We start from the raw sequence: 22,156 nt of genomic DNA, 5'->3' as shown, positions 1-22,156 counted from the left end.
GGTCAAGTGATGTCACGCCGCAGAGTGATGAACCGGGCGGCGAGCACCGCGGCGGCGATGTAACCGGCGAACAGCAGGCCGCCTCCCCAGGCCGGCAACAGCTCGCCGCCCGAGTCGAGCCGCATGCCGCCGAGCGCCCTGGCCGCCCCGGTCGGCAGCCACCGGAACACGTCGGGCACCAGCCAGGCCAGGAACGCGTCACCGTACATGAACAGCAGGCAGGCCAGGGCGATCGCGCCCACCTGGTGGCGGATCAGCGCGCCGAGCCCGACCCCGAGCAGCGCGTACAGGGTGCTGCCCAGCACCGCGCCGGTCAGCACCCACGGCACGTCGGAGCTCAGCGCGGGATGCCCCTGCGACGACAGGAGCGCCGCACCCGCCACCAGCGTCGCGAGCGCCGACAGCGCCGAGACGACCAGCCCCACCAGCCCGTAGACGGCCAGCTTGGCCAGCACCACCCGGCCCCGGCGGGGGCTGGCGAGGAAGCTCCAGGTGATCGTCCCGTGACGGAACTCGCCGCACATCCCCAGGATGCCGATGATCATCGTGAACACGTACGCCTGCTGCGCCATGTTGTAGACGTTGGCCATCCGGACGGCGTCGGACGCGGCCGGCATCAGCGCGGGCAGGCAGGCCCACAGCGCGCAGAACAACGGCGTGACCGCCACCAGCACCCTGGTCGTGCGGCTCGCGCGGGCCTTGAGCAGCTCGGCCCTGATGAGGGGGATCATTCCGCCACCTCCAGGTAGAGGTCTTCCAGACCGGCGCCGGCCAAGGGGCCGCTCCAGCGCAACCGCCCGGCGGCGATGATGACGACGTGGTCGGCGATCTGCTCGACCTCGGCCAGCACGTGGGTGGAGATCAGCACCGTGTGGCCCTCGTGGGCGTACGCCCGCAGGAAGCCGCGCAGCCAGCGCATGCCGGCCGGGTCGAGCCCGTTGGCCGGCTCGTCCAGGATGAGCGTGTCAGGCTCGCCGAGCAGGGCCGTGGCCAGGGCGAGCCGCTGGCGCATGCCCAGCGAGAAGCCGCCGACCCTCCGGTGAGCGGCCGCTTCGAGGCCGACCTGCTCCAGCACCCGGGCGACCCGGCCCGCAGGAAGGGCGGCCGCGATCCGTACGGCCTCCAGGTGGGTGGCGGCGGTGAGGCCGGGATGGAAGGACGTGGCCTCCAGGACCGCGCCCACCCGCTCCAGCGGACGGTCGAGCTCGTGGTAGGGCACGCCGCCGAGGACGGCCTCGCCGGACGTCGGCCTGACCAGCCCGAGGAGCATGCGCAGGGTGGTGGTCTTGCCGGCGCCGTTGGGGCCTAGGAAGGCGGTGATCGTGCCCTCGGGCACGGTGAAGGACAGGTCGTCGACGGCCAGGACCTTGCCGAACGACTTGCGCAGACGATGGACGCGGATCGAGGTCATGCGCCTACGATCGGTGATCGCGGGGTCGTCGCGCATGGGAGCAGGGGTTGATTTCCGTTCTCCAACCACGGGTTGATGTGCGGTGCGCGGCCCCCGATTACCTTGGGGGACGTGGCATTTCTCCGCAGCCGGGCGGCCCGCGTCACGGGGTTCGCCCTCGTGGCCCTCTACCTGCTCTGGGGGCCCTTCGCGATCGCGCACTCCAGGGCGACGGCTCAGGAGACGCTGCTCGCGCTGCTCGTCGGCGTCACCACTTGGGGCTGCGCGATCTGGCTGCTCCGCTCCCGCGCCGTCTCCGGCCACAACGTGCCACCGCTCCTGGTCACCGTCGTGGGGGCGGCGGCGATGCAGGCGATCGAGCCCTACACCGGTCTGGGCTTCGCCTTCTTCGCCGCCATCGCCGCGCCGCACAGGGTACGGCTGCGCGCCGCCGTCCCGCTGACCGCGCTCCTGCTGGCCGCCCTGCCGCTGGTGTCCTACCTGACCGGGTTCGACATGGCGGCGGCGTGGGGGATGACGGCGGGGATGGCCTACACGGTGGTGTTCTCGTTCCTGATCTGGCACGTGTCCACGACCAAGCGGCAGGCGGTCGAGGTGGCCGAGGCCCGCGCGGGCGAGGCGGTGCTGCAGGAGCGTGCCCGCCTGGCCCGTGAGGTCCACGACATCCTGGCCCACGCGCAGTCCGCGCAGATCGTCCACCTGGAAGGTGCCCGTGTCCTGCTCAGGACGGGCGCCGACCCGGCGCTGGCACTCGACCGGGTGGAGCGGGCCGTCCACCTGGCCAGGGTGGGCCTGGAGGAGACCCGTCGCGCTCTCGACACGCTGCGTGGCAGGGACCTGCCGCTGCCGGAGCGCCTCGAACGGCTCGCCGCCGAGTTCCGCGCGACCACCGGGGCGTCGTGCGTGCTCACCGTCGACTCTGGGGCAGCCGGGCTGTCGGCGGAGGCCAAGCTCGCCGTCGCCCGCACCGCCCAGGAGGCGCTCACCAACGTCCGTAAGCACGCTCCCGGCGCGCCGGCCGAGGTGTCGCTGCGACTGCTCGGCCGCTGGTGCGAGCTGGAGATCCGCGACGGCGGCGCCCCTGCGGCCCGCCCGCCCGGTCCCGGCCTCTCTGATACGGGAAGCCCTCCGGGCAACGGTCCTGCCCTGAGCAACGACAGCGCTCAGCAGGGGAACGGCATCGGGCACACGACTGACTGGCTCCACCCGTCAGGCAGTGATGACACATGTTCGTCAGGCGACGCCGACATCGGGGGTGTCAGGGATGGGGTTGGTGAAGGAGCCGCGGAGCCGGGCGGGCGGATGGCCGCGGGAAGCGGTGCGGGTTACGGGCTGATCGGCATGCGTGAGCGGGCAGAGCTGATCGGGGGGTCGCTGACGGCGGGGGCCGACGACGGAGGGTTCGCGGTGGTGCTGCGGGTGCCGGCATGACGGTGCGCGTGCTCGTGGCCGACGATCAGACCGTCGTGCGCGAAGGATTGGTGCTGCTCCTGGGGTTGCTCCCGGACACCGAGGTGGTGGGCGCCGCCGGTGACGGCGAGGAGGCGGTCAGGCTGGTGGCCCAACTGGCCCCGGACGTCGTGCTGATGGACCTGCGCATGCCTCGCATGGACGGGGTCGCGGCGACGCGGATCATCCGACGGGAGCACCCCTGTACGGAGGTCGTGGTGCTGTCGACGTACTCCGACGACGAGTCTGTCTTCGCGGCTCTGAGGGCCGGGGCCCGGGGTTACCTGACGAAGGACACCGACGCCGAGTCCCTGGCCAGGGCCATCTCGGTGGTGGCTGAGGGCGAAGCACACTTCGCGCCTCCTGTGCAACGCCGCCTGGCGGAGACCGTGGCGGGCGGTCCCGGGGATGGCGAGGTCCTGAGCTCTGGAGCGGGACCAGGTATCGAGGAGAGGTGGGGGTACGCGGCGCCTGGGAACGCCCACGCTGGTGGGGATGGGCGGGGATTCGGCGCGGGTGGGGGTGTTGATATTGGACGGGGATTCGGCACTGGCCGGGGCGCTGATGTTGGACGGGGGTTCGGCGAGGGCGCGGGCGCGGGCGGGGGCGCGGGCGCTGACGTCGGACGGGGCTTCGGCGCGGGTGGGGGCACTGACGCCGGACAGGGATCCGGTGCGGGTGGGGGCTTTGATGTCAGACGAGGTGTCGACAAAGGCGGGGGCGCTGATGTCGGACAGGGCTTCAGCAGGGGCCGGGACATCAACGGGCGGCGGAGGGGTGCAGCGGGGCGGGGTGACCAGGCCGGGCCGGGGAATGTTCAGCCGAGGCGGCCTGACGGGCTGACGCAGAGGGAGGTGGAGGTGCTCGGGCTGATCGCCCAGGGCCGGTCCAATGCGGAGATCGCTGGGCAACTCCACATCTCCGAAGCCACCGTGAAGACCCACATCAACAACCTGTTCGCCAAAACCCGGGTCCGCGACCGCGCCCAAGCCGTCACCTACGCCTTCCGTCAAGGTCTGGCCCCGCCATGAGGACCGGAGTTCAATACCGCTGGTAGGTCAGTGCTTGATCCCGCTATGGGGACGGGACATCAGGTGCGGGCGTCGTACTGCTGGTGGGTCGATGGTCTGGTCCTGCCATGAGGGCGGGACGTCAGCGAGCGCCGTACCGCTGGTAGGGCGGTGCTCTGGTCCTGCATGGGGACGGGATGTCGGGTGCGGGCGCCGTACCGCTGTCAGGCCAGTGGTCTGGCGATGCGGTGGGACGAGGTGTCGGTTCCGCTCGCGGGTGGCCCGACTGTGAAGCGGGAGGAGTTCAGCGCGGGGACACTTCGCCGGGTTCGTGATGTTCGCTGAGGAGGTGCTTCCGGCCCCAGTCGCCGAGCGGTGCCAGCGCTTCGTTGAGGGAGACGCCGAGCGGGGTGAGGGTGTAGGCGACCCGGCGCACCGCTCCTTCGAAGGCCTCGTCGCGAGAGACGATGCCGTCGTTCTCCAGCTCGCGCAGATGGGTGGTGAGGACTTTCTCGGTGACGCCGGGGATGCCGCGGCGCAGCTCGCCGAACCGGAGCGGGCCTTCGTCCAGGGCCCAGAGGATGAGCACCTTCCACTTGCCGCCGACCACGTCGATGGCCGCGTCGATGCCGCACACGTACGTGTCTCGCCTGGTCATGCACTTACCTTAAGGTAACCACTCACAAAAGAGTGCGTACTTGATCATGGTCCAGGGCGTGCCCGAACCTGGTGGACATGGATACCGGCATCACCTCGAAGACTCCCATCACTCTCCTGGGCCTCGGCGACATGGGGACCGCGCTCGCCCACTCCTGGCTCGCCGCGGGGCATCCGCTGACCGTGTGGAACCGTACCCGGGAGAAGGCCGAACCGCTCGCACGGGACGGCGCGCGGGCGGCGGACACGGCGGCGGAGGCGATCGCGTCGGCCGCCGGTCCCGTCGTCCTCTGCCTGCTGGACGACGACTCCGTGGGCGAGACCCTGGACGGCGCCGACCTGAACGGCAAGGACGTCGTCAACCTGACCACCGGCACCCCCGCCCAGGCCGGGCGGCGTGCCCACTGGGTGAGCGAGCGCGGGGCCCGTTTCCTGGACGGCGGGATCATGGCCGTCCCCCCGATGATCGGCCGTCCGGAGACCGGCGGCTACGTGTTCTACAGCGGCGACCGGGAGCTGTTCGACCGCCACCGCGAGGCGCTGGAGGTCCCGGCCGGGGCGGAGTTCGTCGGCGAGGACCCCGGCCACGCGGCGCTGCACGACATCGCCCTGCTCAGCGCGATGACCGGCATGCTCGCGGGCATCACCCACGCCTTCGCCCTGGTGAGCCGGGAGAAGGACCTCGACCTGGCCAGGTTCGCCGGGCTGCTCGCGGAGTGGCTCGGCGCGATGGCGGGCAGCAGCCAGGAGATGGCCGCGCAGCTGGTGAGCGGCGACTACACCGAGGGCGTCACCTCCAACCTCGCCATGATGACGGCGGGCAACGACGCGCTCCTGGCCACGGCGCGGGATCAGGGCGTGGATTCCCGGCTGCTCGTCCCGTACATGGAGCTGATGCGCCATCGGGTGGCCCAGGGGCACGGCGACGAGGGCCTGGCGGGCCTGGTGTCCCTGCTTCCGGCGGCTCACTAGGAGCGGGGCGGCTCTCGCCGGAGGCCCGCGATGACCATGTCGATGAGCAGCTCGTAGCTTTCGTCCAGGTCCTCCGGCAGCTGGAAGGCACCGCCGGTCTCCAGCACCGCGAACCCGTGGGCGGCGGCGCGCAGGCAGCGCGCGGCGTGGATCGCCTGCGACCCTTCCAGGTCGTACGCGCGCAGCGCGGCCAGCAGGATGTCCACCAGCCGCTCGGCGATCGCGGCGGTGGCGGGCTCCGGGGACTGGAGGATGGCGGCGTAGCGGTGCGGGTTGCGGACCACGTACGCGCGCCAGGCCCGCATGAGCGCCCGCAGCGCGTCGTCGCCCGAGCGGCCGAGCACGGCCGCGTTCCCGTGCTCGGCGAACTCCTCCATGACCTGGCCGGACACCAGCACCCGCAGCTCGGCGAGGTTGCGCACGTGCTTGTAGAGCGACGGCGGCGCCACCCCGGCGCGGGCGGCGACCGCGGCGAGCGTGAGCGCGGCCGGCCCCGACTCGTCCACGATCTCCAGCGCGAGGCCGACCACCGCCTTGGACGAGAGCGCGGCCCTAGCCATCCAGGCGCTCCTTCAGGAAGGTCAGGATGGCCCCGGCGACCTCGTCGGGATACTGCGCGTGCGGGTAGTGGCCCGCGCCCTCGATCATCACGACCTGGCCGATCCCGTCGGGCATCCCGGCGACCACCCCCTCGGCCTCGGCGCGCGGGTCGTTCCAGTCGGGGTCGGCCGTGCCCATGACGACCAGCGCGGGGGAGCGGACGCCGGCCAGCTCGGCGCCGGCGTCCTTGGGCGCGGCCATGCCCATCTTGCTGATCACCGCCATCCGGCCGGGCCTGCTCAGGTCGCGGCCCAGCTCGTCCAGATAAGCGGCGAAGTCGGCGGGCTTGCGGCCCGGGTAGGCGTGGTGCAGGTAGCGCTTCCACAGGCCGAGGCTGCGCAGCGTCCCGGTGGCCATCAGCAGCGACATGCCCTTGCGGTAGGCGGGGTTGCGCACGAGCCCGCCCAGGTCCGGCTGCTGGGGGCGGGTGAACGGGGCGATCTCCACCACGGCGCGCACCAGCTCGGGCTCCCGCGCGGCGGCGATGGTGGCCGCCCCGCCGGAGAACGAGTGACCCACGATCACGGCGGGCCCGCCCAGGTGGCGGATCAGGGCCAGGAGGTCGTGCGCGGTGTCGGTGCGCGAGTAGGAGGACCAGCCGAGCGTCGAGTCGCCGTGGCCGCGCAGGTCGGTGACCGCCACCCGGTATCCGGCGGCGGCCAGCCGCGGCGCCAGGAACCGGTAGGCGGCGCGGTCGTTGCCCATGCCGGGCGCCAGCACGACGAGCGGGCCCTCCCCGGACACCTCGTATCCGAGCCGCCCGCCTTCCACTTCCAGTGTCTCTGCCATGGTCCCACCTCCAGCTACGATGTATAGCTTGAAAGCTAATGTCATTAGCCAGCGATGTCAAGGATCCGGGTCTGTCTCGGCCGCCCGGCCCGGCGTAGGCTACGGGCATGTCGCGGCTGGCGATGGCGGACGAGCTGCTGATCCTGGCCCTGTGCGCGTCCGCCGACGGATGGGTCATCGGTCGCGACGGCAAGGTCAGGCTGCCGCCGCACCTCGACCTCGGGCTGGCGGCGGCCGAGCTCGCCGGGCACGGCCCGCAGCCGGGCCTGCCGCAGCGGATCGTCAGCGTCGCGGCGGGCCGCCCCCACCTGCGGCGCATCGCGGCGCTGCGCGAGCAGGGCAGGGTCGTCGTCTGCGAGCGGCCGGCGCGCGGGCTCTTCCACGACCGGACGGTGACGCGGCTCTCGGCGCCCGAGTACGGAGCCGAGTACGCGATCGTCGACCGTCTGCTCACCGCCCTGCGCGGCCTGCCCGCGCACGACGACACGGTGGCCCTGCTGGCCATCATGCGCGCCTGCGACCTGCACCGCCGGTGGTTCCGCGACCTGCCCAGGCGGGAGCGGGCACGCAAGATCGACGGGCTCACCAGGGACCACTGGCTGCGGGTGGCCGTCGAGTCGGCGATCGTCGCCGAGCTCGCCTGGCCCGCCGCCGCCAACGGCACGCTCTAGCGGCTCTCCGCTGATCAGCCGCGGCTAAGCTGGGCGGCATGGAACTGCCGCCGGTGGTGGCGCGGATGTGGGGGCGCGAGCCGGTGCCGCGCCGCGGCCCGAAACCGCGGCTCGACCTGGCGCGCATCGTGGCCGCCTGCATCGAGATCGCCGACGCCGAAGGGCTGGGCGGCGTCTCCATGGCCACCGTCGCCTCCCGCGTCGGCGTGGCCACCATGGCGCTCTACCGCTACGTCGGCAGCAAGGCCGAGCTGCTGACGATCATGGCCGACAGCGCCGCGCCCGACCCTCCCGAGCGTGACGGCCTGCCCTGGCGCGACTACCTCGCTCGGTGGGCCCGTGCCAACCGCGACTTCCTGCTGGCCCGGCCCTGGCTGCTCTCCGTCGACCGGTCCGTCCCGCCCGCCGGCCCGCGCGCCATGCTCTGGCTGGACCGGGCGCTGGCCGCGCTCGGCGACGCCGGGCTGGACGCGGGGGAGCGGGTCCGCGCCGCCACCACGCTCTCCGGGTACGCGGCCTCCGACGCCATGCTCACGTACGCGATGCGCGCCCCCGCCCCGGACGGCTACGACGGCCTCTCCGGGGCCGCAGACTACGGCCAGATGCTGGACGCGCTGCTCGACCCCGCGGCCTACCCGGCGCTGTCGGCGGCGGTGCGGGAGGGCGCGTTCCGCGGGGCGGAGGGCTGGACGGACGACGCCGACTTCACCTTCGGCCTGGACCTGCTGCTCGACGGCGTCGAGGCGCTCGTCGCGCGCCGCGCCCGCTGACCTGTCAGTGTCCCGGCCAGCCCGCCCGCGGGGCCGGGGCCTCGACGGCCAGCACCTGGCCGGTGCGCGGGCCGCCGAACGGGTCGGACGGGTTCCACTCGGCGGCCACGACATACAGCGTCCGCCCGTCCGGGCCGCCCAGCATGCACGCGAACGGGCCCCGGTCCAGCTCGACCCGCTCCAGCACCTCGCCGCCCTCGCGCACCCGCACCACCTCGTTGCCTCCGGTCGAGGTCCACACCGCGCCTTCCGCGTCCATGCAGATCCCGTCGGGGCCCAGCCCGGCGGCCCAGGTGCGGCGGTTCGACAGGCTTCCGTCGGACGCGACGTCGAACGCCGTGAGCGTGCCGGTGAACGACTCGGCGATGATCAGCGTACGGCCGTCCGGCGAGACGACCATGCCGTTGGGGAACGCGATGTCGCCGGCCACCTGCCGGGCCCGCCCGTCGGGGGTGATCAGCGCGATGTAGCCGGGCACGAAGTCCGGTCGCTCGTGCAGCGGCGTGTCCATGCCGTCGGCCATGGCCTTCTCCAGGAAGGCGAGGAAGTCGAAGTCGGCGCCGTTGACGTAGACGTTGCCGCGGCCGTCGACCACGATCTCGTTGAAGCCCGAGGGCAGGCCGCCCAGGTCGGCGTGCGGGACCAGCGAGCCGTCGGCCTCCCGGCGCAGCAGCCGGCCCCGGTCGGTGTTCTTGGGCACGATCAGCATCCGGCCGTCGGGCAGCCAGTCGATCGAGTGGGCGCCGACCCCGGGCTCGGAGAACACGACCTCGGCCCGGCCGTCCGGGCTCAGGGCGATCACCTCGTCGTCCCCCCAGTTGCAGAACCAGAGCCGGCCGTCGTGCCAGCGCGGCGACTCGCCGATGCCCAGGCCGTCCATCAGGATGCGCGGTGCCGTCATGGTCTCGTCCCTCTCGTGGTCGTGGGTCTCACTCCCTACACGAACGGCTCCCGCCCGGATCGACACACGCGCCGATGACGTCCAGGAGAATCTCGAAATCGGCGTCCCGCACCTCCCGCGCGTGGTGGCCGAACCGGCCGGCGGCCTCACTGGCGGCGTACCCGAGCACGGCGGTGCTGATCAGCCGCTCGGCGCGGGCGGCCCGCTCGTCGTCGAGCCCGGCTTCGCGCAGCGCCGCGAGCACGCCGTCGCGCACCCGCCGCGCCTGGTCCGTCTCGGCGGGCCGCCGCAGCAGCAACGGGAACACCGCCGGATGGCGGCCGGCCGAGGCCCTGACCGCGGTGGCCGTCAGAGCCAGCCGTTCCCGCCACGGCAGGCCGGGGTCCGGCGGCGGGAACTCGGTCAGCAGCGCCTCCACCAGCCCGTCGAGCAGGTCGTCCTTGCTTCGCACGTGCCGGTAGAGGGCCATCGCGGTGACGCCGAGCCGGGCGGCGACGGCCTGCATGGTCACCGCGTCGAGGCCGTGCTCGTCGGCGACCTCCAGCGCGGCGGCCAGGACGGCGGGACGACTGATCTGCGCGGGTCTGCCCATGGCGTAAGTATATGACGTACGCTTACCTCATACACAAACGGGAGGCGGCCATGCGGATCCTGCTGTCGGACGGGTCGGGCGTCACCTCGCGGCAGTGCGCCACCGTGCTGTCGCGGGCGGGGCACCACGTCGAGGCGCTCTCGCCCGATCCGCGCTGCCTGTGCGCGTTCACCCGGCATGTCCGCCGCGTGCACCGGGTGCCCTCCTACGGCGCCGACCCGTACGGCTGGCTGGAGGCCGCCACAGCTGTCTACCGGCGGGGCGGGTTCGACGTGCTGCTGCCGACGCAGGAACAGGTCGCGGTGCTGTCGCGGGAAGGCGGAGCCGGCACCGCCACCGCCGTGCCGCCCTTCGCGGCGCTCGCCGCGGTGCAGGACAAGGTGTCCGCACATGCCACGCTGGCCCGGTTCGGGCTGCCGCAGCCGGCGTCCGCCGTCGTACGCGACCTGGCCGGGTGGGACGGCTATCCCGCGTACGTGAAACGGCCGATCGGCACCGCCGGCAGCGGCGTGCGGCGGCTCGCCGGGCCGGGGGAGCCGCTCGGCCCCTCGTGGGACGGCGAGCCGGAGCTGCTGGTGCAGCGGGAGGTCCAAGGGCCGCTGGCCATGGTGCAGTCGGTGTTCGACACCGGGGCGCTCGTGGCCTTCCACGCCTGCCTGCGGGTGCGGGAGGGCGCCAGGGGCGGCGCCGGGCACAAGCGCGGGGTGGTGCTGCCGGAGGTGCGCGAGCACCTGCGGGCCCTGGGCGAAGGGCTCGGCTGGCACGGCGCGCTGTCGGCGGACGTGGTGCTGGGCGCGGACGGGCCGGCGTTCATCGACGTCAACCCGCGACTGGTCGAGCCGGTCAACGCCCTGCTGTCGGGGGTCGACCTGATCACGCCCCTGCTCGACCTGGCGCTGGGGCGGGCGGCCCGGCCGCAGCCCGCCGCGGTGCCGGGCGTGCGGACGCACCAGCTGCTGCTCGCCGTCCTGGGCGCGGCCTCGCGCGGCCGCGCCGCGGTGCTGGCCGAGCTGGCGGGCGCCGTGCTCCGCCGCGGTCCCTACGAGGGAGGCACGGAGGAGCTCACGCCGGGCTTCGACCCGCGGGCCATGGCCCTCGTGGCCGCCGCGGCCGGGGCCACGCTGGTGCGCCCGGCCGCCTGGCGGTGGTTCGCCTCGGGCAGCGTGACCGCGTACGCCCTCGAACCTGAGGGCTGGCGGCTCATCACGGGCGCGGCTCCGTGAACCGCAGCCGCATGGCCGGGTCGTGGGTGCGTACGAAGCCCAGCGAGGCGTAGAGCGGCTCGCCCTCCGCGGAGCTGCGCAGGTCGACCGTGGCGATGCCGCGCTCGCGATACCACTCGACCAGGGCGGTCACGCAGGCCCGCGAGTAGCCGCGCCGCCGGTGCTCCGGATGGGTGGCGACGTTGAAGACGTAGCCGACCAGGCCCTCGGGGGCGCCCGGCCCGCCGAGCCGCTCCTCGACCGTGCCGGTAGCGCACGCGGCCAGCCCGCCGCCCGGCGCGTCCACCACGAAGGCGAGCATCCGCGGGTCCGGCTCGTCCAGCCGCGCCCGCAGCCTCCGCTCGGCGGCCTCGCGCCACCCGTCGTCCGCCGGTTCGCGGCCGGTCATGCTCGCCAGCATCACCGCTCGCAGTCGTACCAGCTCCGCGGCGTCCGCCGCCGTCGCCTTGCGCGCTCTGACCATCCCCCCGACGTTAGCGAGGCCGCTCGCCGCCGGGCAACGGGCTTTACAGGCGGCTCACCCGGCCAGGGCGCGGCGCAGGGCGGCGCCGAGTTCGGCGATCTGCCGCTGTGACACCTCGGCCGACAGGATGGCCTGCGAGCCGTGGAAGGTGCCGGACCACTGGTGCAGCTCGACCGACACGCCGGCCTGGAGCAGGCGCAGCGCGTACTCGATGTCCTCGTCGCGGTTCGGGTCGAGCTCCGCCGTGGCGATGTAGGCCGGCGGCAGGCCGGACAGGTCGGTGGCCCGCGCCGGTGCGGCGTACGGCGTGGCGGGCGCGGAGCCCAGGTAGTGTCCCCACGCCGCGGTGACCTTGGCGCGGTTCATCCAGGGCGTGTCGGTGAAGTTCCGCGCCGACCACGTCTGCTGCCGGTCGTCGAGGCCGGGCTGGTTGAGCAGCTGGAAGCGGATCGGCGGCCCCTGCTGGTCACGTGAGCGCAGCGCCATCGCCGCCGCGAGCCCCGCCCCGGCGCTGTGACCGCCGACCGCGATCCTGGCCGGGTCGAAGCCCAGCTCGGCGGCGTGCTCGGACGCCCAGGCCAGCACCGCGTAGCCGTCGTCCAGGGCCGCGGGGAAGGGGTTCTCGGGGGCCAGGCGATAGCCCACCGAGATCACCGTCGTGCCGGAGACGTCCGCGAGCCTGGCCGCCCACGGGTGCTCGGTGTCCACGTCGCCCATGACGAAGCCGCCGCCGTGCAGCCAGATGATCGCGCCCTGCGCCCCGTGCGGGCGGTAGAGCCGTACGGGCACGCCGGGGTCGGCGGGCACCGTGTGGTCCTCGACGTCCATGTTCGAGGTGTCGGGCGCCGGGACCGAGGTGGCGAGTTCGGCGAAGCTCTTGCGCTCGACGACCGGGTCGGTCAGGTCGGCGCGGGGGAACAGCGGGATGAACGCTTCGAGTTCGGGATCCATGCCAGCCATACTCGCGTCCCCGCCGCCGGGGATCAGCCGCCAACCGTCGGGCATCGTGACCGGATCGTGCGCCGATCGGCGCGGCCCGCCCGGGTCAGGGCTGTCCGGCGGCGCGGCGCGCCAGGTAGCCGGCGATGTGGTCACGGGCCGCCGTCCGGGCGCGCGCGGCGTGCGCGTCGGCGTCGCGGGGCAGGCGGCCGCCCTTCGTTAGCAGGGTCGCGTAGCCGTGCGCGGCCGACAGGTGCACGTACACGAAGTCCAGGAGTTCGGCCCACGGGGTGTCGGCGGGCAGCACGTCCGCGGCCAGCCGGGTCAGCGTGTCGGTGAGCCGGCGGCTCTGCTCGTGGACGGTCTGGCAGTGCTCGGCGGCGAAGTCGTGGGTATAGACGAGTTCGACGCCGGCGCGATGGTCCAGCGCGTAGCGGGTATAGGCGCTCGCGGTGGCGGCGAGCCGGTCGGCCGGGTCGGGCCCGGCACGCTCGGCCGCCTCGGCGAGCAGGTCGGTGATCTCGCCGATGACGGCGGCCGCGCAGGCGGCGAGCAGCGCCTCCCGGTCGGGGAAGTGGCGGTAGGGCGCGGCCGACGACACGCCCGCCCGCACCGCGACCTTGGCCACGGAGAAGCCCGCGACCCCGGTCTCGGCCAGGAGCGCGATGCCTTCGCGGACCAGCCCGGCGCGCAGGTCGCCGTGATGGTAGCGGCGGCGCGGCGTCGTGGGACTGCTCACGGTGGACGATCCCCCCTTTCCGGATGTTAGAGTACTCTCACATTCTGATGTTAGAGTGCTCTTACATTCACCCACGGGAAGGTGAGCATCATGCGGCAGCGGAGCCTCGGACGGCAGGGCCTGACGGTCTCGGCGATCGGCTACGGAGCGATGGGCGTCTCCTTCGCCTACGGCCCCTCGGACAAGAAGGAGGGCGAGGCCACCATCCGCCGCGCCCACGAGCTGGGCGTGACGTTCTTCGACACCGCCGAGCTCTACGGCCAGGGCGAGAACGAGCGGATCGTCGGCGCCGCGCTCGCGCCGGTGCGCGACGAGGTGGTCATCGCGACCAAGTTCGGCTTCGACTTCACCGGTACGAGACAGGGCGGCGTCGACAGCAGGCCCGAGCACATCCGCGAGGTCGTCGACAACAGCCTGCGCTACCTCGGCGTAGACGTCATCGACGTGCTCTACCAGCACCGCGTCGACCCCAGCGTGCCGATCGAGGACGTGGCGGGCACCGTCAAGGAGCTGGTCGACGCCGGCAAGGTCCGCTACTTCGGGCTGAGCGAGGCCGGGGCCGGCACCATCCGCCGGGCGCACGCCGTCCAGCCCGTCTCGGTCCTGCAGACGGAATACTCCCTGTTCGAGCGGGAGGTGGAGGCGCTCTTCCCGGTCCTGCGCGAGCTCGGCATCGGGTTCGTCGCCTACTCGCCGCTCGGCCGCGGCTTCCTCACCGGCCAGGCCAAGCCCGGCGCCGAGTACGACGAGAGCGACATGCGCAGCTGGGACGCCCGCTTCCAGCCGGGCAACTACGAGAAGAACCTGGAGGCCACCCGCCTGCTCGGTGAGCTCGCCGCGGGCAAGGGGGCCACCGTGGCCCAGCTCGCCCTGGCCTGGCTCCTCGCCCAGGGCGACGACATCGTGCCCATCCCCGGCACCCGCAGCCCCGAGCGGCTGGCGGAGAACGTCGCCGCCGCCGACCTCGTCCTCGACGACGCCGACCTTACGCGGATCGCCGAGATCCTGCCGACCGGCGGCTACGGCGCCCGCTACCCGCAGGGCATGCTCCCCGTCTGGGAGTGACCTCGGGTCACCGGCGGGTGCGCGGCACCACCAGGCCCGACTCGTACGCGGCCACCACGGCCTGCGTACGGTCGCGCAGCCCGAGCTTGGCCAGCACCCGGCTGACGTGCGTCTTCACCGTCTCCTCGGTGACCGTGAGCCGGGCGGCGATCTCCGGGTTCGACAGCCCTTCGGCGAGCAGGCGCAGCACCTGGGTCTCGCGCGGGGTGAGCGCGGCGATCGGCACCGCCTCCGTCTCCGGCCGCAGCCGGGCGAACTCGCTGATCAGCCGCCTGGTCACGGCCGGGGCCAGCAGCGCGTCCCCGGCGGCGACCACCCGTACCGCGTCGAACAGCCGCTCGGCGGTGACGTCCTTGAGCAGGAACCCGCTGGCCCCGGCCCGCAACGCGTCGTAAACGTACTCGTCCAGGTCGAACGTCGTCAGGATGAGCACCCTCGGGCCCGAGCCGGCCAGCCGCCTGGTGGCCTCGATGCCGTCCATGCGCGGCATGCGCACGTCCATGAGCACCACGTCCGGCCGGACCTCGCCGCACACCCGCACCGCCTCCGCGCCGTCGGCGGCGGTGCCGGCCACCTCGAAGTCCGGCTGCGTGTCGAGCAACTCCCCGAACCCGGTACGCACCACCAGATGATCGTCGGCCACCACGATCCGAACCCGCCCGCCACCTTTCCCGGCCGGGGGTGCTGGTCCGGGGGCGTGTTCGCCGCTCACGTCGTACTTTCCGGTCGGCGGCGTTTCACCGGGAACGCGGTCGCCTTCATGCCGTCGCCTCTCGTGGTAGGTGGGCTTCCACCAGGAATCCGCCGCCCTCGGCGGGGCCGGCTCGGAGGTCGCCTCCGGCGGCGGTGGCGCGCTCGCGCATGCCGGCCAGGCCGAAACCGCCGTCCGGGCCGGTGGGGAGCGTGCCGCCGTTGTCGCGGACAAGGAGGCGCAGGCCGTCGCCGCCGTAGCGCAGTTCCACGTCGACCGCGGCGCCGGGGGCGTGACGGCGGGCGTTGGTGAGGGCCTCCTGCACGATGCGGTACGCGGCCAGCTCGACGCCCGGGTCCAGCGGGACCGGCGTGCCGCTGAGTATGAGCCTCGTGGCGGACCCGGAAGCGTCCCTTGACTCGTCGACCAGTTCGATCAGCTCCTCCAGCGTCAGCCCCGGCTGCGGGCGGCGCTCCGCCTCGGTGTCCTCGCGCAGCACGCCGAGCAGCCGCCGCATCTCGGTCAGCGCGGCACGGGCCGTGTCGCCGATGGCGGACAGCCGTTCGGCGCCGGCGGCGGGCATCCCGGGGACGGCCAGCCTTGCCGACTCAGCTTGCACGGCGACCATGGAGACATGGTGGGCCACCACGTCGTGCAGTTCACGGGCGATGCGGGCGCGCTCGCCGCGGGCCGTGTGCTCCAGCAGGGTCCCGGCGATCTCCTGACGCGCCGCGCTCCCGGCCGCGGCGTCCGCGTGCGCCCGCCGCGCCGTCCCCGCCAGCGCCGCCGCAGGAGCGAGCGACCCCAGCACCAACACCAACCCCGCCGCCCCTCCAGCGGAGTCCGATCCTCGCCTGAAGTCCGCCCCTCCCGCAGAGGCCGACCCCCGCCTGAAGTCCGCTTCTTCCGCGTAGTGTCGCCCTCCCGCGGAGTCCGCCGCTCCCGTGAAGTGCGGCGCTTCCGCGGAGACCGGCCCTCCCGCGGAGTGGGGCGCTTCCGTGAAGTGGGGCGCTCCCGTGGAGTGCGGCGCTCCCGTGGAGGTCGGCCCGAGTGACGGCGTGAGCCTTTCGTGTGGTGTCAGTTCTGTGGTGGATGTGGGCTCTCCTGATGGTGAAAGCCCTGGGGTCGGGGGTTGCGACGGTGCTGGGGTCAAGATTTGTGCCGGGACTCGTACGTCGGTCGTGGTCAGGGCAGGGAACAGGGCCAGCAGGGGAAAGGGGGCCGCGAGCAGTACGGCGAGTCGCCAGGAGCCGTGCCGCCCGAGCCGGTACCCGCAGGTGAGCTGGGCCGCCGCCCCCGCGACGGTCAGGGTCTGGAACGCCGTCAGGGACAGCAGCACCGACACGGTCACCACCGCGGCGGCCACGGCCGGTTGCCCGGGCAGCAGAGCCAGCGGGGCCGTGGTCGCCAGCCCCACCAGGAAGAGCATCGCCAGGGTGAGCGGCCGGGCTCCCTCCGCCCGCAGGGCGATCTCGCCGACCGCCAGCACCGCCGCCGACACCCCCGCCACCACGGGCGCGTGCCCCATGACCCATCGCCCGTACGTTCCTCCACCCACGACGGCCATTCTCTCGGCTCACCAGAAGGCTGACATCCCTCGTACGAGGGACGAAGAGGGCGTACGGCGGGACAGAACCTTCAGCCCGCACGGAGGAGAAGGGTGGGTAGGAGCCGGGGAATCCCCCGCATGAGAGATCCACGACCGTCCGCCTCGCGGGGAAGTGAACGCGGGCGCGGCTCCCTCCGGTGCCCCAAAACGTCGAGGCGCCGGAATCCCTCGTGTGGGGAACGTCGGTGCCCGGAGGTGCCGGAGTGTGGGGAACGTCGGTGACCGGAAACGCCGGAGTCCCCCGTATGAGGGAGGCCGGGTCGCTGGAGGCAGGGAGGGAGAGGATCGCTCGGCGGCGTGACGACCCGGGGTGCCGCCGCTGCCTAGGCTGCGCGGCATGGAAGCGACGATCGAGGTAGCCGGGCTGCGCAAGCGGTTCGGCCGGACCGTGGCGCTGGACGGGATGACGTTCAGGGTGCCGCCGGGCCGGGTCACCGGGTTCGTGGGGCCGAACGGCGCGGGCAAGTCCACCACGATGCGGGTGATCCTCGGCCTGGACGCCCCCGACGAGGGCCGGGCGCTGGTCGGGGGTGTGCCGTACCGGAGTCTGGAGGAGCCGCTCACCCACGTGGGCGCGCTGCTGGACGCGGGCGCGCTGCAGCCGAGCCGTACGGGCCGCGACCACCTGCTGTGGCTGGCCCACTCCCAGGGGCTCGGGGCGGCGCGGGTGGACGAGGTGATCGGCCTGGTGGGGCTGGGCGCGGAGGCGCGCAGGCGGGCGGGCGGCTACTCGCTGGGCATGCGGCAGCGGCTCGGGATCGCCGCCGCGCTGCTCGGCGACCCGCCGGTGCTCATGCTGGACGAGCCGTTCAACGGCCTCGACCCGGACGGCATCGTGTGGATCCGCGGCCTGCTGCGGTCGCTGGCCGCCGAGGGCCGGGCGGTGCTGGTGTCCAGCCATCTGATGAGCGAGCTGGAGGGGACCGCCGGTCAGCTCGTCGTGGCCGGGCGGGGCCGGGTGGTGGCCGACATGGGCGTGGCCGAGCTGATCGAGGCGGCCTCCCACGACCGGGTGACCATCCGCACCACGGCCCGCTCCCGTGCGATGGAGACCCTGGCGGGGGCGGGCGCCACGGTCGCCGTCACGGGCGGCGACACCGTCACCGCGTCGGGGCCGTCCGCCGAGCGGGTGGTGGAGCTGCTGACCGGAGGCGGGGTGCCGTTCTCGGAGGTGACGGCCCACCGGGCCACGCTGGAGGAGGCGTACATGGAGCTGACCAGGGACGCCGTCGAGTTCCGCGCGGACGGGGCGGCCCGATGAGCCCGGCGGCCGGGTTCGCACGGACGCTGCGCGCGGAGTGGACGAAGTTCCGCACGGTCCGCGGCTGGGTGCTCGGCACGGTGGTCGCGGCGCTGCTCGTCCCGCTGCTCGCAGCGGTCTCCGCGGCGGGCAGCCACGCCTCGTGTGACAGGAACGGGGTCGAGACCGCCTGTCCCGAGCCGCCGCTGGGCCCTGACGGCCACGCTGTGCGTGACAAGTTCTTCTTCGTGCACCGGACGCTGGACGGCGACGGCTCCATCACCGTGCGGCTGACGTCGATGTCCGGCATCATCACCTACCCGCCGCCGGACCACGACGAGATCGTGCCGGGGCTGGTGCCGTGGGCGAAGGCCGGAGTGATCGTCAAGGCGAGCATGGAGCCGGGCTCGTCCTACGCGGCGGTCATGGTCACCGGCGAGCACGGCGTGCGGATGCAGCACGACTACACCGGGGACGTGGCGGGCCGGCCCGGCGGGGCGCCGCGCTGGCTGCGGCTGACCCGCGCGGGAGAAACCCTCACCGGGTACGAGTCCGCCGACGGGCGGCAGTGGGCCGAGGTCGCCGTCGTCCGCCTGCCGGATCTGCCCGCCGAGGTGGAGATCGGCATGTTCGCCGCCTCGCCGGGTGACCTGACCGTGAAGCAGGCCGATCTGGGCGGGCTGATCGAGCAGATGCGTTTCACCGAGACCACCGCCGTGTTCGACCAGGTGAAGGTCGAGGGCGCGGCGCCCGGGGCGTGGCGGCACACCGACGTGAGCCCCACGCCCGGCACGAACCCCGGAGAGGTCCACCACCCGGGCAGCGCCGTGGAGTCGGGCGGCACGTTCACCGTGGTCGGGAGCGGCGACATCGCGCCGGTCGGCACCGACGGCGGCATGGCGGTGGAGCTGACGCTGACCGGGGTGCTGTTCGCGCTGGTGGTGGTGGTCGTCGTGGCGGTGCTGTTCGTGACCGCCGAGTACCGGCGCGGGCTCGTCCGCGTCACCCTGGCGGCCTCGCCGCGCCGGGGCCGGGTGCTCGCGGCCAAGGCTCTGGTGATCGGCGCGGTCGTGTTCGCCGCCGGGCTGGCCGCGAGCGCGGTCGCGATGCCGGTCGGCAAGCATCTGCTGCGGGGCAACGGCAACCACGTGCTGCCGGTGCCCGCGCTCACCGAGGTGCGGGTGATCGCGGGAGTGGCCGCGCTGCTGGCCGTGTCCGCCGTGCTGGCGCTGGCGCTCGGGACGCTGTTCAGGCGCAGCGCGGCGGCGGTCGTCACCGCGCTGGCGATGATCCTGCTGCCGCACGTGCTGGCCACCGCCTCCGTGCTGCCCGTCGAGCTGTCGCTGTGGCTGCTGCGGGTCACGCCCGCCGCCGCGTTCGCCGTCCAGCAGAGCATCCCCGAGTATCCGCAGGTGCTCGACTTCTACGTGCCGCAGGGCGGCTACTACCCGCTGCCGCCGTGGGCCGGGCTGGGCGTGCTGTGCTGCTACGCCGCGCTCGCGCTCGGCCTGGCCGTGGTGAGGCTGAACAGGAGGGATGCGTGAACCGGGCGCTGCATGCCGAGTGGACCAAGCTGCGCACCGTGGCGGGGACCGGCCCGCTGCTGCTGCTCGCCGCCGTGCTGACGGTGGCCGTGGGCGCCGCCCTGGCCGCCACGCTGACCTGCCCCTGGGGACGGTGCGCGCAGGACTCCGTCAAGCTCACGTTCAGCGGACTCCAGGCGAGCCAGGCATGCGTCGCCCTGCTGGCGGTGCTGGCCGTCGGCGGCGAGTACGGCACCGGCATGATCGGCACCACCCTGACGGCGATACCGCGCCGCGGGCGGGTGCTGGCGGCCAAGGCGGCCGTCGTCGCCGGGCTGACCGCGGTCGCGGGGACCGTCGCCGTCCTCGCGTCGGCGCTGGCCGGGCGGCTCATCCTGCCCGGCCGCGGCTACCCGGCACTGTCACTCGCCGACGGACCGACGCTGCGCGCGGCCGCCGGCTCGGTGCTCTACCTCGCGCTGGTCGCGCTGCTCGGCGTGGGGATCGCGATGGCCGTCCGCGATCCGGCGGCGTCGATCGCGGCCGTGCTCGGGCTGCTCTACCTGTTCCCGCTGCTGGCGCACATGGTGTCGGATCCGGGCTGGCACCGGGTCCTGTGGAGCCTGGCGCCGATGAACGCCGGCCTCGCCGTGCAGACCACCGTGAACGTGGCGAGCCTGCCGATCCCGCCCTGGGCGGGTCTCGGCGTGCTCGCGGCCTGGTCGGCGGCGGCGCTGCTGGCCGGCGGGCTGCTGCTGCGGGCCCGCGACGCGTCGTGATCCGCGTCGCCGACCGGCGCCATCGATTACTCTGTACGGCATACACAGTTTTGAGGAGTGCCGATGGAGATCCGGACGTTCAGGGAAGACGATCGAGCCGAGCTGCGCGAGCTGTTCGCGCGCGCGGGGGAGGGGTCGCCCACCGGCTCGCTGTGGGGGCACGCGGAGTCCGAGCGTGACATCTACCTGGAGCCCTACATGGACCGGGAGCCGGACTCGCTGTTCCTCGCCGCCGACCGGGGCGTCCTCGTCGGCTACCTGACCGGTTGCCTGGACGGCGCGGCGTTCCCCGGCGAGAGCGAGCGGATGACGCGGGCGATCAGAAGGCACCGGCTCTACCTGCGGCGCGGCCCGGCGGCCTTCTTCGCCCACGCCATGCTCGACGCGGCCGGGGCGGCGATCCGCCGGCAGCCGGCCCCTGGCGACTTCGAGGACCCGCGCTGGCCCTCCCACCTGCACATCAACGTCGCCCCTGAAGCCCGCGGCACCGGCGCCGCCCAGGGGCTCATGGAGTCGTGGCAGCGGCGGCTCAAGGAGGCGGGATCGCCGGGCTGCCACCTGCAGACGCTGGTGGAGAACACCCGGGCGGTGCGGTTCTTCGAGCGGGCCGGTTTCACCGCGCACGGCCCCGCGCCCCTGGTGCCGGGCCTGCGCCACCGGGGCGCGCGTGTCCACCAGCGGACGATGGTGTGGAGCCCTTGACGCGCGCCTCGCGGGTCACACGTCCCAGGCGACCGGCAGGCTCTTCAGCCCGTAGATGTCCGCGGTCTCCGGGCGCAGCCCGACCTCCTCCGGCGGCACGGCCAGGCGCAGCGTGGGGAAGCGGGTGACCAGCGCGGGGAAGGCGACCCGCATCTCGACGCGGGCCAGCTGCTGACCCAGGCACTGGTGGATGCCGTGGCCGAACGCCAGATGCCCGCGGGCCTCCCGCCCCAGGTCCAGCACGTGGGGATCGGCGAAGCGCTCGGGGTCGCGGTTGGCGGTGTTGTACGACAGGATGACCGTCGTCCCGGCCTCGATGGTCCGGCCGCCCAGCTCGACGTCCTCCAGCGCCGTCCGCATGAACGTCTTGGCGACGCTCAGATACCGCAGCAGCTCCTCCACGGCCCGGTCGGTGAGCGCGGGGTCGGCGCGGAGCGCGGCCAGCTGCGCCGGGTTGCGCAGCAGCGCGAAGGTGCCCAGCGCCAGCATGTTCACGGTGGTGTCGAGCCCGGCCGCGAGCAGGATGAGAGCGATGCCCCGCAGCTCCTCGTCGGTCAGGTCGCCGTCGGTGAGGTCGCTGAGCACGTCGTCCGTCGGGTTCGCGCGCTTGGCGGCCACCAGCTCCCCGAGATAGCGCTGGGTCGCGGTGTAGGCGGCGATCATGTCCTCGTCGCTCGTCTCCCCGCTGAGGAACGAGTCGACCTGCTCCTGGAAGGAGCCCCGGTCCTCGTACGGCACGCCCAGCAGCTCGCAGATGACGATGGTGGGGATGGGCTTCGCGAACGCCGTCACCAGGTCCACCGGCGGCCCGGCCTTCTCCATGGCGTCCAGATGGTCGGCGGTGATCTGCTCGACGCGCTCGGTGAGCTGCCGCATGCGCCGCACGGTGAACTTGCCCACCAGCGGTTTCCGGTAGCGCCCGTGCTGCGGCTCGTCCATGAGGAGGAACTCGCCGGGCGGCGCGGGAGGGATCTCCATGCCGCTGATGTCGATGGACGGGTGGAGCATCAGCTCCTTGCGTGAGCTGAACCGCGCGTCGGCCAGGACCGACCTGACCAGGTCGTATCCGGTGATCAGCCAGCCGGGCCTGCCCCCGGGGAAGGTGAAGCGGCTGATCGGGCCGTGCTCGCGGGCCTGGATCAGCTCGCCGGGCGGGTCGAAGGGACATCCGGGCCGGCGCGCGGTCGGCATCGTGGTGACGGTGTGTTCCATGGTCATCCGCCTTGGTGTCGTGGTCGAACGCTCAACGCGTCCACCTTCGCCGGGCGCCCTGACAGCGGGCCGTCACCGTGCTGACGCCGCCGCTGACACGACACCGCGTCCCGTCGCCCCGGCGGTCCGGGACGCCGCCGGGGTTCGGC

24 protein-coding genes are annotated in these 22,156 nt (G+C 73.5%); 11 read left to right on the top strand and 13 right to left on the bottom strand.

All coding sequences use genetic code 11. The features are described from left to right. Positions 1–2: 2 nt before the first annotated feature. Together ACIBF7_RS08475 and ACIBF7_RS08470 are read right to left on the bottom strand one after the other, a co-directional pair. Positions 3–731, bottom strand: coding sequence for an ABC transporter permease (locus ACIBF7_RS08475; protein ID WP_397196769.1), 729 nt, complete (start codon positions 729–731; stop codon positions 3–5). Further along, on the bottom strand, positions 728–1,411 hold the full coding sequence (locus tag ACIBF7_RS08470; RefSeq protein ID WP_397196768.1) for an ABC transporter ATP-binding protein: 684 nt from the start codon (positions 1,409–1,411) through the stop codon (positions 728–730). The genes ACIBF7_RS08475 and ACIBF7_RS08470 overlap by 4 nt, the downstream gene beginning before the upstream one ends. A gap of 111 nt (positions 1,412–1,522) precedes the next feature. Here ACIBF7_RS08470 and ACIBF7_RS08465 point away from each other — a divergent pair, with 111 nt between their 5' ends. Together ACIBF7_RS08465 and ACIBF7_RS08460 are read left to right on the top strand one after the other, a co-directional pair. Continuing rightward, positions 1,523–2,842, top strand: a complete 1,320-nt coding sequence (locus ACIBF7_RS08465) for a sensor histidine kinase (protein WP_397196767.1) — start codon at positions 1,523–1,525, stop codon at positions 2,840–2,842. Beyond that, positions 2,839–3,891: a response regulator gene (locus ACIBF7_RS08460; RefSeq protein ID WP_397196766.1), complete on the top strand. Its 1,053-nt coding sequence runs from the start codon at positions 2,839–2,841 to the stop codon at positions 3,889–3,891. The genes ACIBF7_RS08465 and ACIBF7_RS08460 overlap by 4 nt, the downstream gene beginning before the upstream one ends. A 283-nt stretch (positions 3,892–4,174) precedes the next feature. Here ACIBF7_RS08460 and ACIBF7_RS08455 read toward each other — a convergent pair whose 3' ends face one another. Then, the gene (locus ACIBF7_RS08455) at positions 4,175–4,528 is read right to left on the bottom strand and encodes a helix-turn-helix domain-containing protein (protein WP_219545834.1); all 354 of its coding nucleotides are present in this window, start codon (positions 4,526–4,528) and stop codon (positions 4,175–4,177) included. A gap of 77 nt (positions 4,529–4,605) precedes the next feature. Here ACIBF7_RS08455 and ACIBF7_RS08450 point away from each other — a divergent pair, with 77 nt between their 5' ends. Beyond that, positions 4,606–5,499, top strand: a complete 894-nt coding sequence (locus ACIBF7_RS08450) for an NAD(P)-dependent oxidoreductase (RefSeq protein ID WP_397196765.1) — start codon at positions 4,606–4,608, stop codon at positions 5,497–5,499. Here ACIBF7_RS08450 and ACIBF7_RS08445 read toward each other — a convergent pair. After that, positions 5,496–6,059 carry a TetR-like C-terminal domain-containing protein gene (locus ACIBF7_RS08445; protein WP_271280327.1) on the bottom strand — a complete coding sequence of 188 codons (564 nt, stop codon included), beginning with the start codon at positions 6,057–6,059 and terminating at the stop codon, positions 5,496–5,498. The two genes, ACIBF7_RS08450 and ACIBF7_RS08445, sit on opposite strands and share 4 nt — an antisense overlap. Further along, the gene (locus tag ACIBF7_RS08440; RefSeq protein ID WP_397196764.1) at positions 6,052–6,888 is read right to left on the bottom strand and encodes an alpha/beta fold hydrolase; all 837 of its coding nucleotides are present in this window, start codon (positions 6,886–6,888) and stop codon (positions 6,052–6,054) included. The genes ACIBF7_RS08445 and ACIBF7_RS08440 overlap by 8 nt, the downstream gene beginning before the upstream one ends. A 107-nt stretch (positions 6,889–6,995) precedes the next feature. Between ACIBF7_RS08440 and ACIBF7_RS08435 the strand changes: the two genes are divergently transcribed. Together ACIBF7_RS08435 and ACIBF7_RS08430 are read left to right on the top strand one after the other, a co-directional pair. Further along, positions 6,996–7,559 (top strand): GPP34 family phosphoprotein, encoded by a 564-nt coding sequence (locus tag ACIBF7_RS08435; RefSeq protein ID WP_397196763.1) that lies wholly within the window; start codon positions 6,996–6,998, stop codon positions 7,557–7,559. A 38-nt stretch (positions 7,560–7,597) separates the two neighbouring features. Continuing rightward, entirely contained in the window at positions 7,598–8,329 is a 732-nt protein-coding gene (locus ACIBF7_RS08430) for a TetR/AcrR family transcriptional regulator (RefSeq protein WP_397196762.1), read from the top strand. A gap of 4 nt (positions 8,330–8,333) precedes the next feature. Here the strand turns inward: ACIBF7_RS08430 and ACIBF7_RS08425 are convergent, their stop codons facing one another. Together ACIBF7_RS08425 and ACIBF7_RS08420 are read right to left on the bottom strand one after the other, a co-directional pair. Then, complete coding sequence (locus ACIBF7_RS08425) at positions 8,334–9,230, bottom strand: SMP-30/gluconolactonase/LRE family protein (RefSeq protein WP_397196761.1); 897 nt, start codon at positions 9,228–9,230, stop codon at positions 8,334–8,336. Between the two features lie 28 nt (positions 9,231–9,258). Further along, a complete protein-coding gene (locus tag ACIBF7_RS08420; RefSeq protein ID WP_219545841.1) occupies positions 9,259–9,822 on the bottom strand; it encodes a TetR/AcrR family transcriptional regulator in 564 nt (187 codons plus the stop codon). Between the two features lie 50 nt (positions 9,823–9,872). Between ACIBF7_RS08420 and ACIBF7_RS08415 the strand changes: the two genes are divergently transcribed. Next, entirely contained in the window at positions 9,873–11,045 is a 1,173-nt protein-coding gene (locus tag ACIBF7_RS08415) for a hypothetical protein (protein WP_397196760.1), read from the top strand. On the opposite strand, the gene ACIBF7_RS08410 is transcribed toward ACIBF7_RS08415, so the two are convergent. The 3 genes from ACIBF7_RS08410 to ACIBF7_RS08400 form a co-directional block, all read right to left on the bottom strand. Next, positions 11,026–11,508, bottom strand: coding sequence for a GNAT family N-acetyltransferase (locus tag ACIBF7_RS08410; protein WP_219545843.1), 483 nt, complete (start codon positions 11,506–11,508; stop codon positions 11,026–11,028). The two genes, ACIBF7_RS08415 and ACIBF7_RS08410, sit on opposite strands and share 20 nt — an antisense overlap. 54 nt (positions 11,509–11,562) lie before the next feature. Beyond that, complete coding sequence (locus tag ACIBF7_RS08405) at positions 11,563–12,459, bottom strand: alpha/beta hydrolase (RefSeq protein WP_397196759.1); 897 nt, start codon at positions 12,457–12,459, stop codon at positions 11,563–11,565. Positions 12,460–12,553: 94 nt separating this feature from the next. Next, positions 12,554–13,186, bottom strand: a complete 633-nt coding sequence (locus ACIBF7_RS08400; RefSeq protein ID WP_148031838.1) for a TetR/AcrR family transcriptional regulator — start codon at positions 13,184–13,186, stop codon at positions 12,554–12,556. A gap of 90 nt (positions 13,187–13,276) precedes the next feature. Here ACIBF7_RS08400 and ACIBF7_RS08395 point away from each other — a divergent pair, with 90 nt between their 5' ends. Then, positions 13,277–14,251 (top strand): aldo/keto reductase, encoded by a 975-nt coding sequence (locus ACIBF7_RS08395; protein ID WP_271279127.1) that lies wholly within the window; start codon positions 13,277–13,279, stop codon positions 14,249–14,251. A 7-nt stretch (positions 14,252–14,258) separates the two neighbouring features. Here the strand turns inward: ACIBF7_RS08395 and ACIBF7_RS08390 are convergent, their stop codons facing one another. After that, entirely contained in the window at positions 14,259–14,897 is a 639-nt protein-coding gene (locus ACIBF7_RS08390; RefSeq protein ID WP_364236478.1) for a response regulator transcription factor, read from the bottom strand. A gap of 112 nt (positions 14,898–15,009) precedes the next feature. Further along, a complete protein-coding gene (locus ACIBF7_RS08385) occupies positions 15,010–16,500 on the bottom strand; it encodes a sensor histidine kinase (RefSeq protein ID WP_397196758.1) in 1,491 nt (496 codons plus the stop codon). 388 nt (positions 16,501–16,888) lie between these two features. Here ACIBF7_RS08385 and ACIBF7_RS08380 point away from each other — a divergent pair, with 388 nt between their 5' ends. From ACIBF7_RS08380 to ACIBF7_RS08365, 4 genes are all read left to right on the top strand, one after another. Further along, positions 16,889–17,812 (top strand): ATP-binding cassette domain-containing protein, encoded by a 924-nt coding sequence (locus ACIBF7_RS08380; RefSeq protein WP_271279129.1) that lies wholly within the window; start codon positions 16,889–16,891, stop codon positions 17,810–17,812. Further along, positions 17,809–19,335 carry an ABC transporter permease subunit gene (locus ACIBF7_RS08375; RefSeq protein WP_397196757.1) on the top strand — a complete coding sequence of 509 codons (1,527 nt, stop codon included), beginning with the start codon at positions 17,809–17,811 and terminating at the stop codon, positions 19,333–19,335. Before ACIBF7_RS08380 ends, ACIBF7_RS08375 begins: the two co-directional genes overlap by 4 nt. Next, positions 19,332–20,093 carry an ABC transporter permease gene (locus tag ACIBF7_RS08370; protein ID WP_397196756.1) on the top strand — a complete coding sequence of 254 codons (762 nt, stop codon included), beginning with the start codon at positions 19,332–19,334 and terminating at the stop codon, positions 20,091–20,093. Before ACIBF7_RS08375 ends, ACIBF7_RS08370 begins: the two co-directional genes overlap by 4 nt. 63 nt (positions 20,094–20,156) lie before the next feature. Then, positions 20,157–20,795, top strand: coding sequence for a GNAT family N-acetyltransferase (locus ACIBF7_RS08365; RefSeq protein WP_271279132.1), 639 nt, complete (start codon positions 20,157–20,159; stop codon positions 20,793–20,795). Positions 20,796–20,810: 15 nt separating this feature from the next. Here the strand turns inward: ACIBF7_RS08365 and ACIBF7_RS08360 are convergent, their stop codons facing one another. Then, positions 20,811–22,007: a cytochrome P450 gene (locus tag ACIBF7_RS08360; RefSeq protein WP_397196755.1), complete on the bottom strand. Its 1,197-nt coding sequence runs from the start codon at positions 22,005–22,007 to the stop codon at positions 20,811–20,813. Positions 22,008–22,156: the final 149 nt, after the last annotated feature.

It is taken from the genome of Nonomuraea sp. NPDC050478 (assembly GCF_044458265.1).
GTDB lineage: Bacteria > Actinomycetota > Actinomycetes > Streptosporangiales > Streptosporangiaceae > Nonomuraea > Nonomuraea ferruginea.
Note: the sequence above shows the minus strand (reverse complement) of the source record. Positions and strands in the feature narration are given on the sequence as shown.

Excerpts from the sequence above, each read along its gene's own strand:
- ACIBF7_RS08475 (WP_397196769.1), bottom strand. The coding sequence starts at position 731 with ATGATCCCCCTCATCAGGGCCGAGCTGCTCAAGGCCCGCGCGAGCCGC.
- ACIBF7_RS08470 (WP_397196768.1), bottom strand. The coding sequence starts at position 1,411 with ATGACCTCGATCCGCGTCCATCGTCTGCGCAAGTCGTTCGGCAAGGTC.
- ACIBF7_RS08460 (WP_397196766.1), top strand. The coding sequence starts at position 2,839 with ATGACGGTGCGCGTGCTCGTGGCCGACGATCAGACCGTCGTGCGCGAA.
- ACIBF7_RS08455 (WP_219545834.1), bottom strand. The coding sequence starts at position 4,528 with ATGACCAGGCGAGACACGTACGTGTGCGGCATCGACGCGGCCATCGAC.
- ACIBF7_RS08450 (WP_397196765.1), top strand. The coding sequence starts at position 4,606 with ATGGATACCGGCATCACCTCGAAGACTCCCATCACTCTCCTGGGCCTC.
- ACIBF7_RS08445 (WP_271280327.1), bottom strand. The coding sequence starts at position 6,059 with ATGGCTAGGGCCGCGCTCTCGTCCAAGGCGGTGGTCGGCCTCGCGCTG.
- ACIBF7_RS08440 (WP_397196764.1), bottom strand. The coding sequence starts at position 6,888 with ATGGCAGAGACACTGGAAGTGGAAGGCGGGCGGCTCGGATACGAGGTG.
- ACIBF7_RS08435 (WP_397196763.1), top strand. The coding sequence starts at position 6,996 with ATGTCGCGGCTGGCGATGGCGGACGAGCTGCTGATCCTGGCCCTGTGC.
- ACIBF7_RS08430 (WP_397196762.1), top strand. The coding sequence starts at position 7,598 with ATGGAACTGCCGCCGGTGGTGGCGCGGATGTGGGGGCGCGAGCCGGTG.
- ACIBF7_RS08425 (WP_397196761.1), bottom strand. The coding sequence starts at position 9,230 with ATGACGGCACCGCGCATCCTGATGGACGGCCTGGGCATCGGCGAGTCG.
- ACIBF7_RS08420 (WP_219545841.1), bottom strand. The coding sequence starts at position 9,822 with ATGGGCAGACCCGCGCAGATCAGTCGTCCCGCCGTCCTGGCCGCCGCG.
- ACIBF7_RS08415 (WP_397196760.1), top strand. The coding sequence starts at position 9,873 with ATGCGGATCCTGCTGTCGGACGGGTCGGGCGTCACCTCGCGGCAGTGC.
- ACIBF7_RS08410 (WP_219545843.1), bottom strand. The coding sequence starts at position 11,508 with ATGGTCAGAGCGCGCAAGGCGACGGCGGCGGACGCCGCGGAGCTGGTA.
- ACIBF7_RS08405 (WP_397196759.1), bottom strand. The coding sequence starts at position 12,459 with ATGGATCCCGAACTCGAAGCGTTCATCCCGCTGTTCCCCCGCGCCGAC.
- ACIBF7_RS08395 (WP_271279127.1), top strand. The coding sequence starts at position 13,277 with ATGCGGCAGCGGAGCCTCGGACGGCAGGGCCTGACGGTCTCGGCGATC.
- ACIBF7_RS08380 (WP_271279129.1), top strand. The coding sequence starts at position 16,889 with ATGGAAGCGACGATCGAGGTAGCCGGGCTGCGCAAGCGGTTCGGCCGG.
- ACIBF7_RS08375 (WP_397196757.1), top strand. The coding sequence starts at position 17,809 with ATGAGCCCGGCGGCCGGGTTCGCACGGACGCTGCGCGCGGAGTGGACG.
- ACIBF7_RS08365 (WP_271279132.1), top strand. The coding sequence starts at position 20,157 with ATGGAGATCCGGACGTTCAGGGAAGACGATCGAGCCGAGCTGCGCGAG.
- ACIBF7_RS08360 (WP_397196755.1), bottom strand. The coding sequence starts at position 22,007 with ATGGAACACACCGTCACCACGATGCCGACCGCGCGCCGGCCCGGATGT.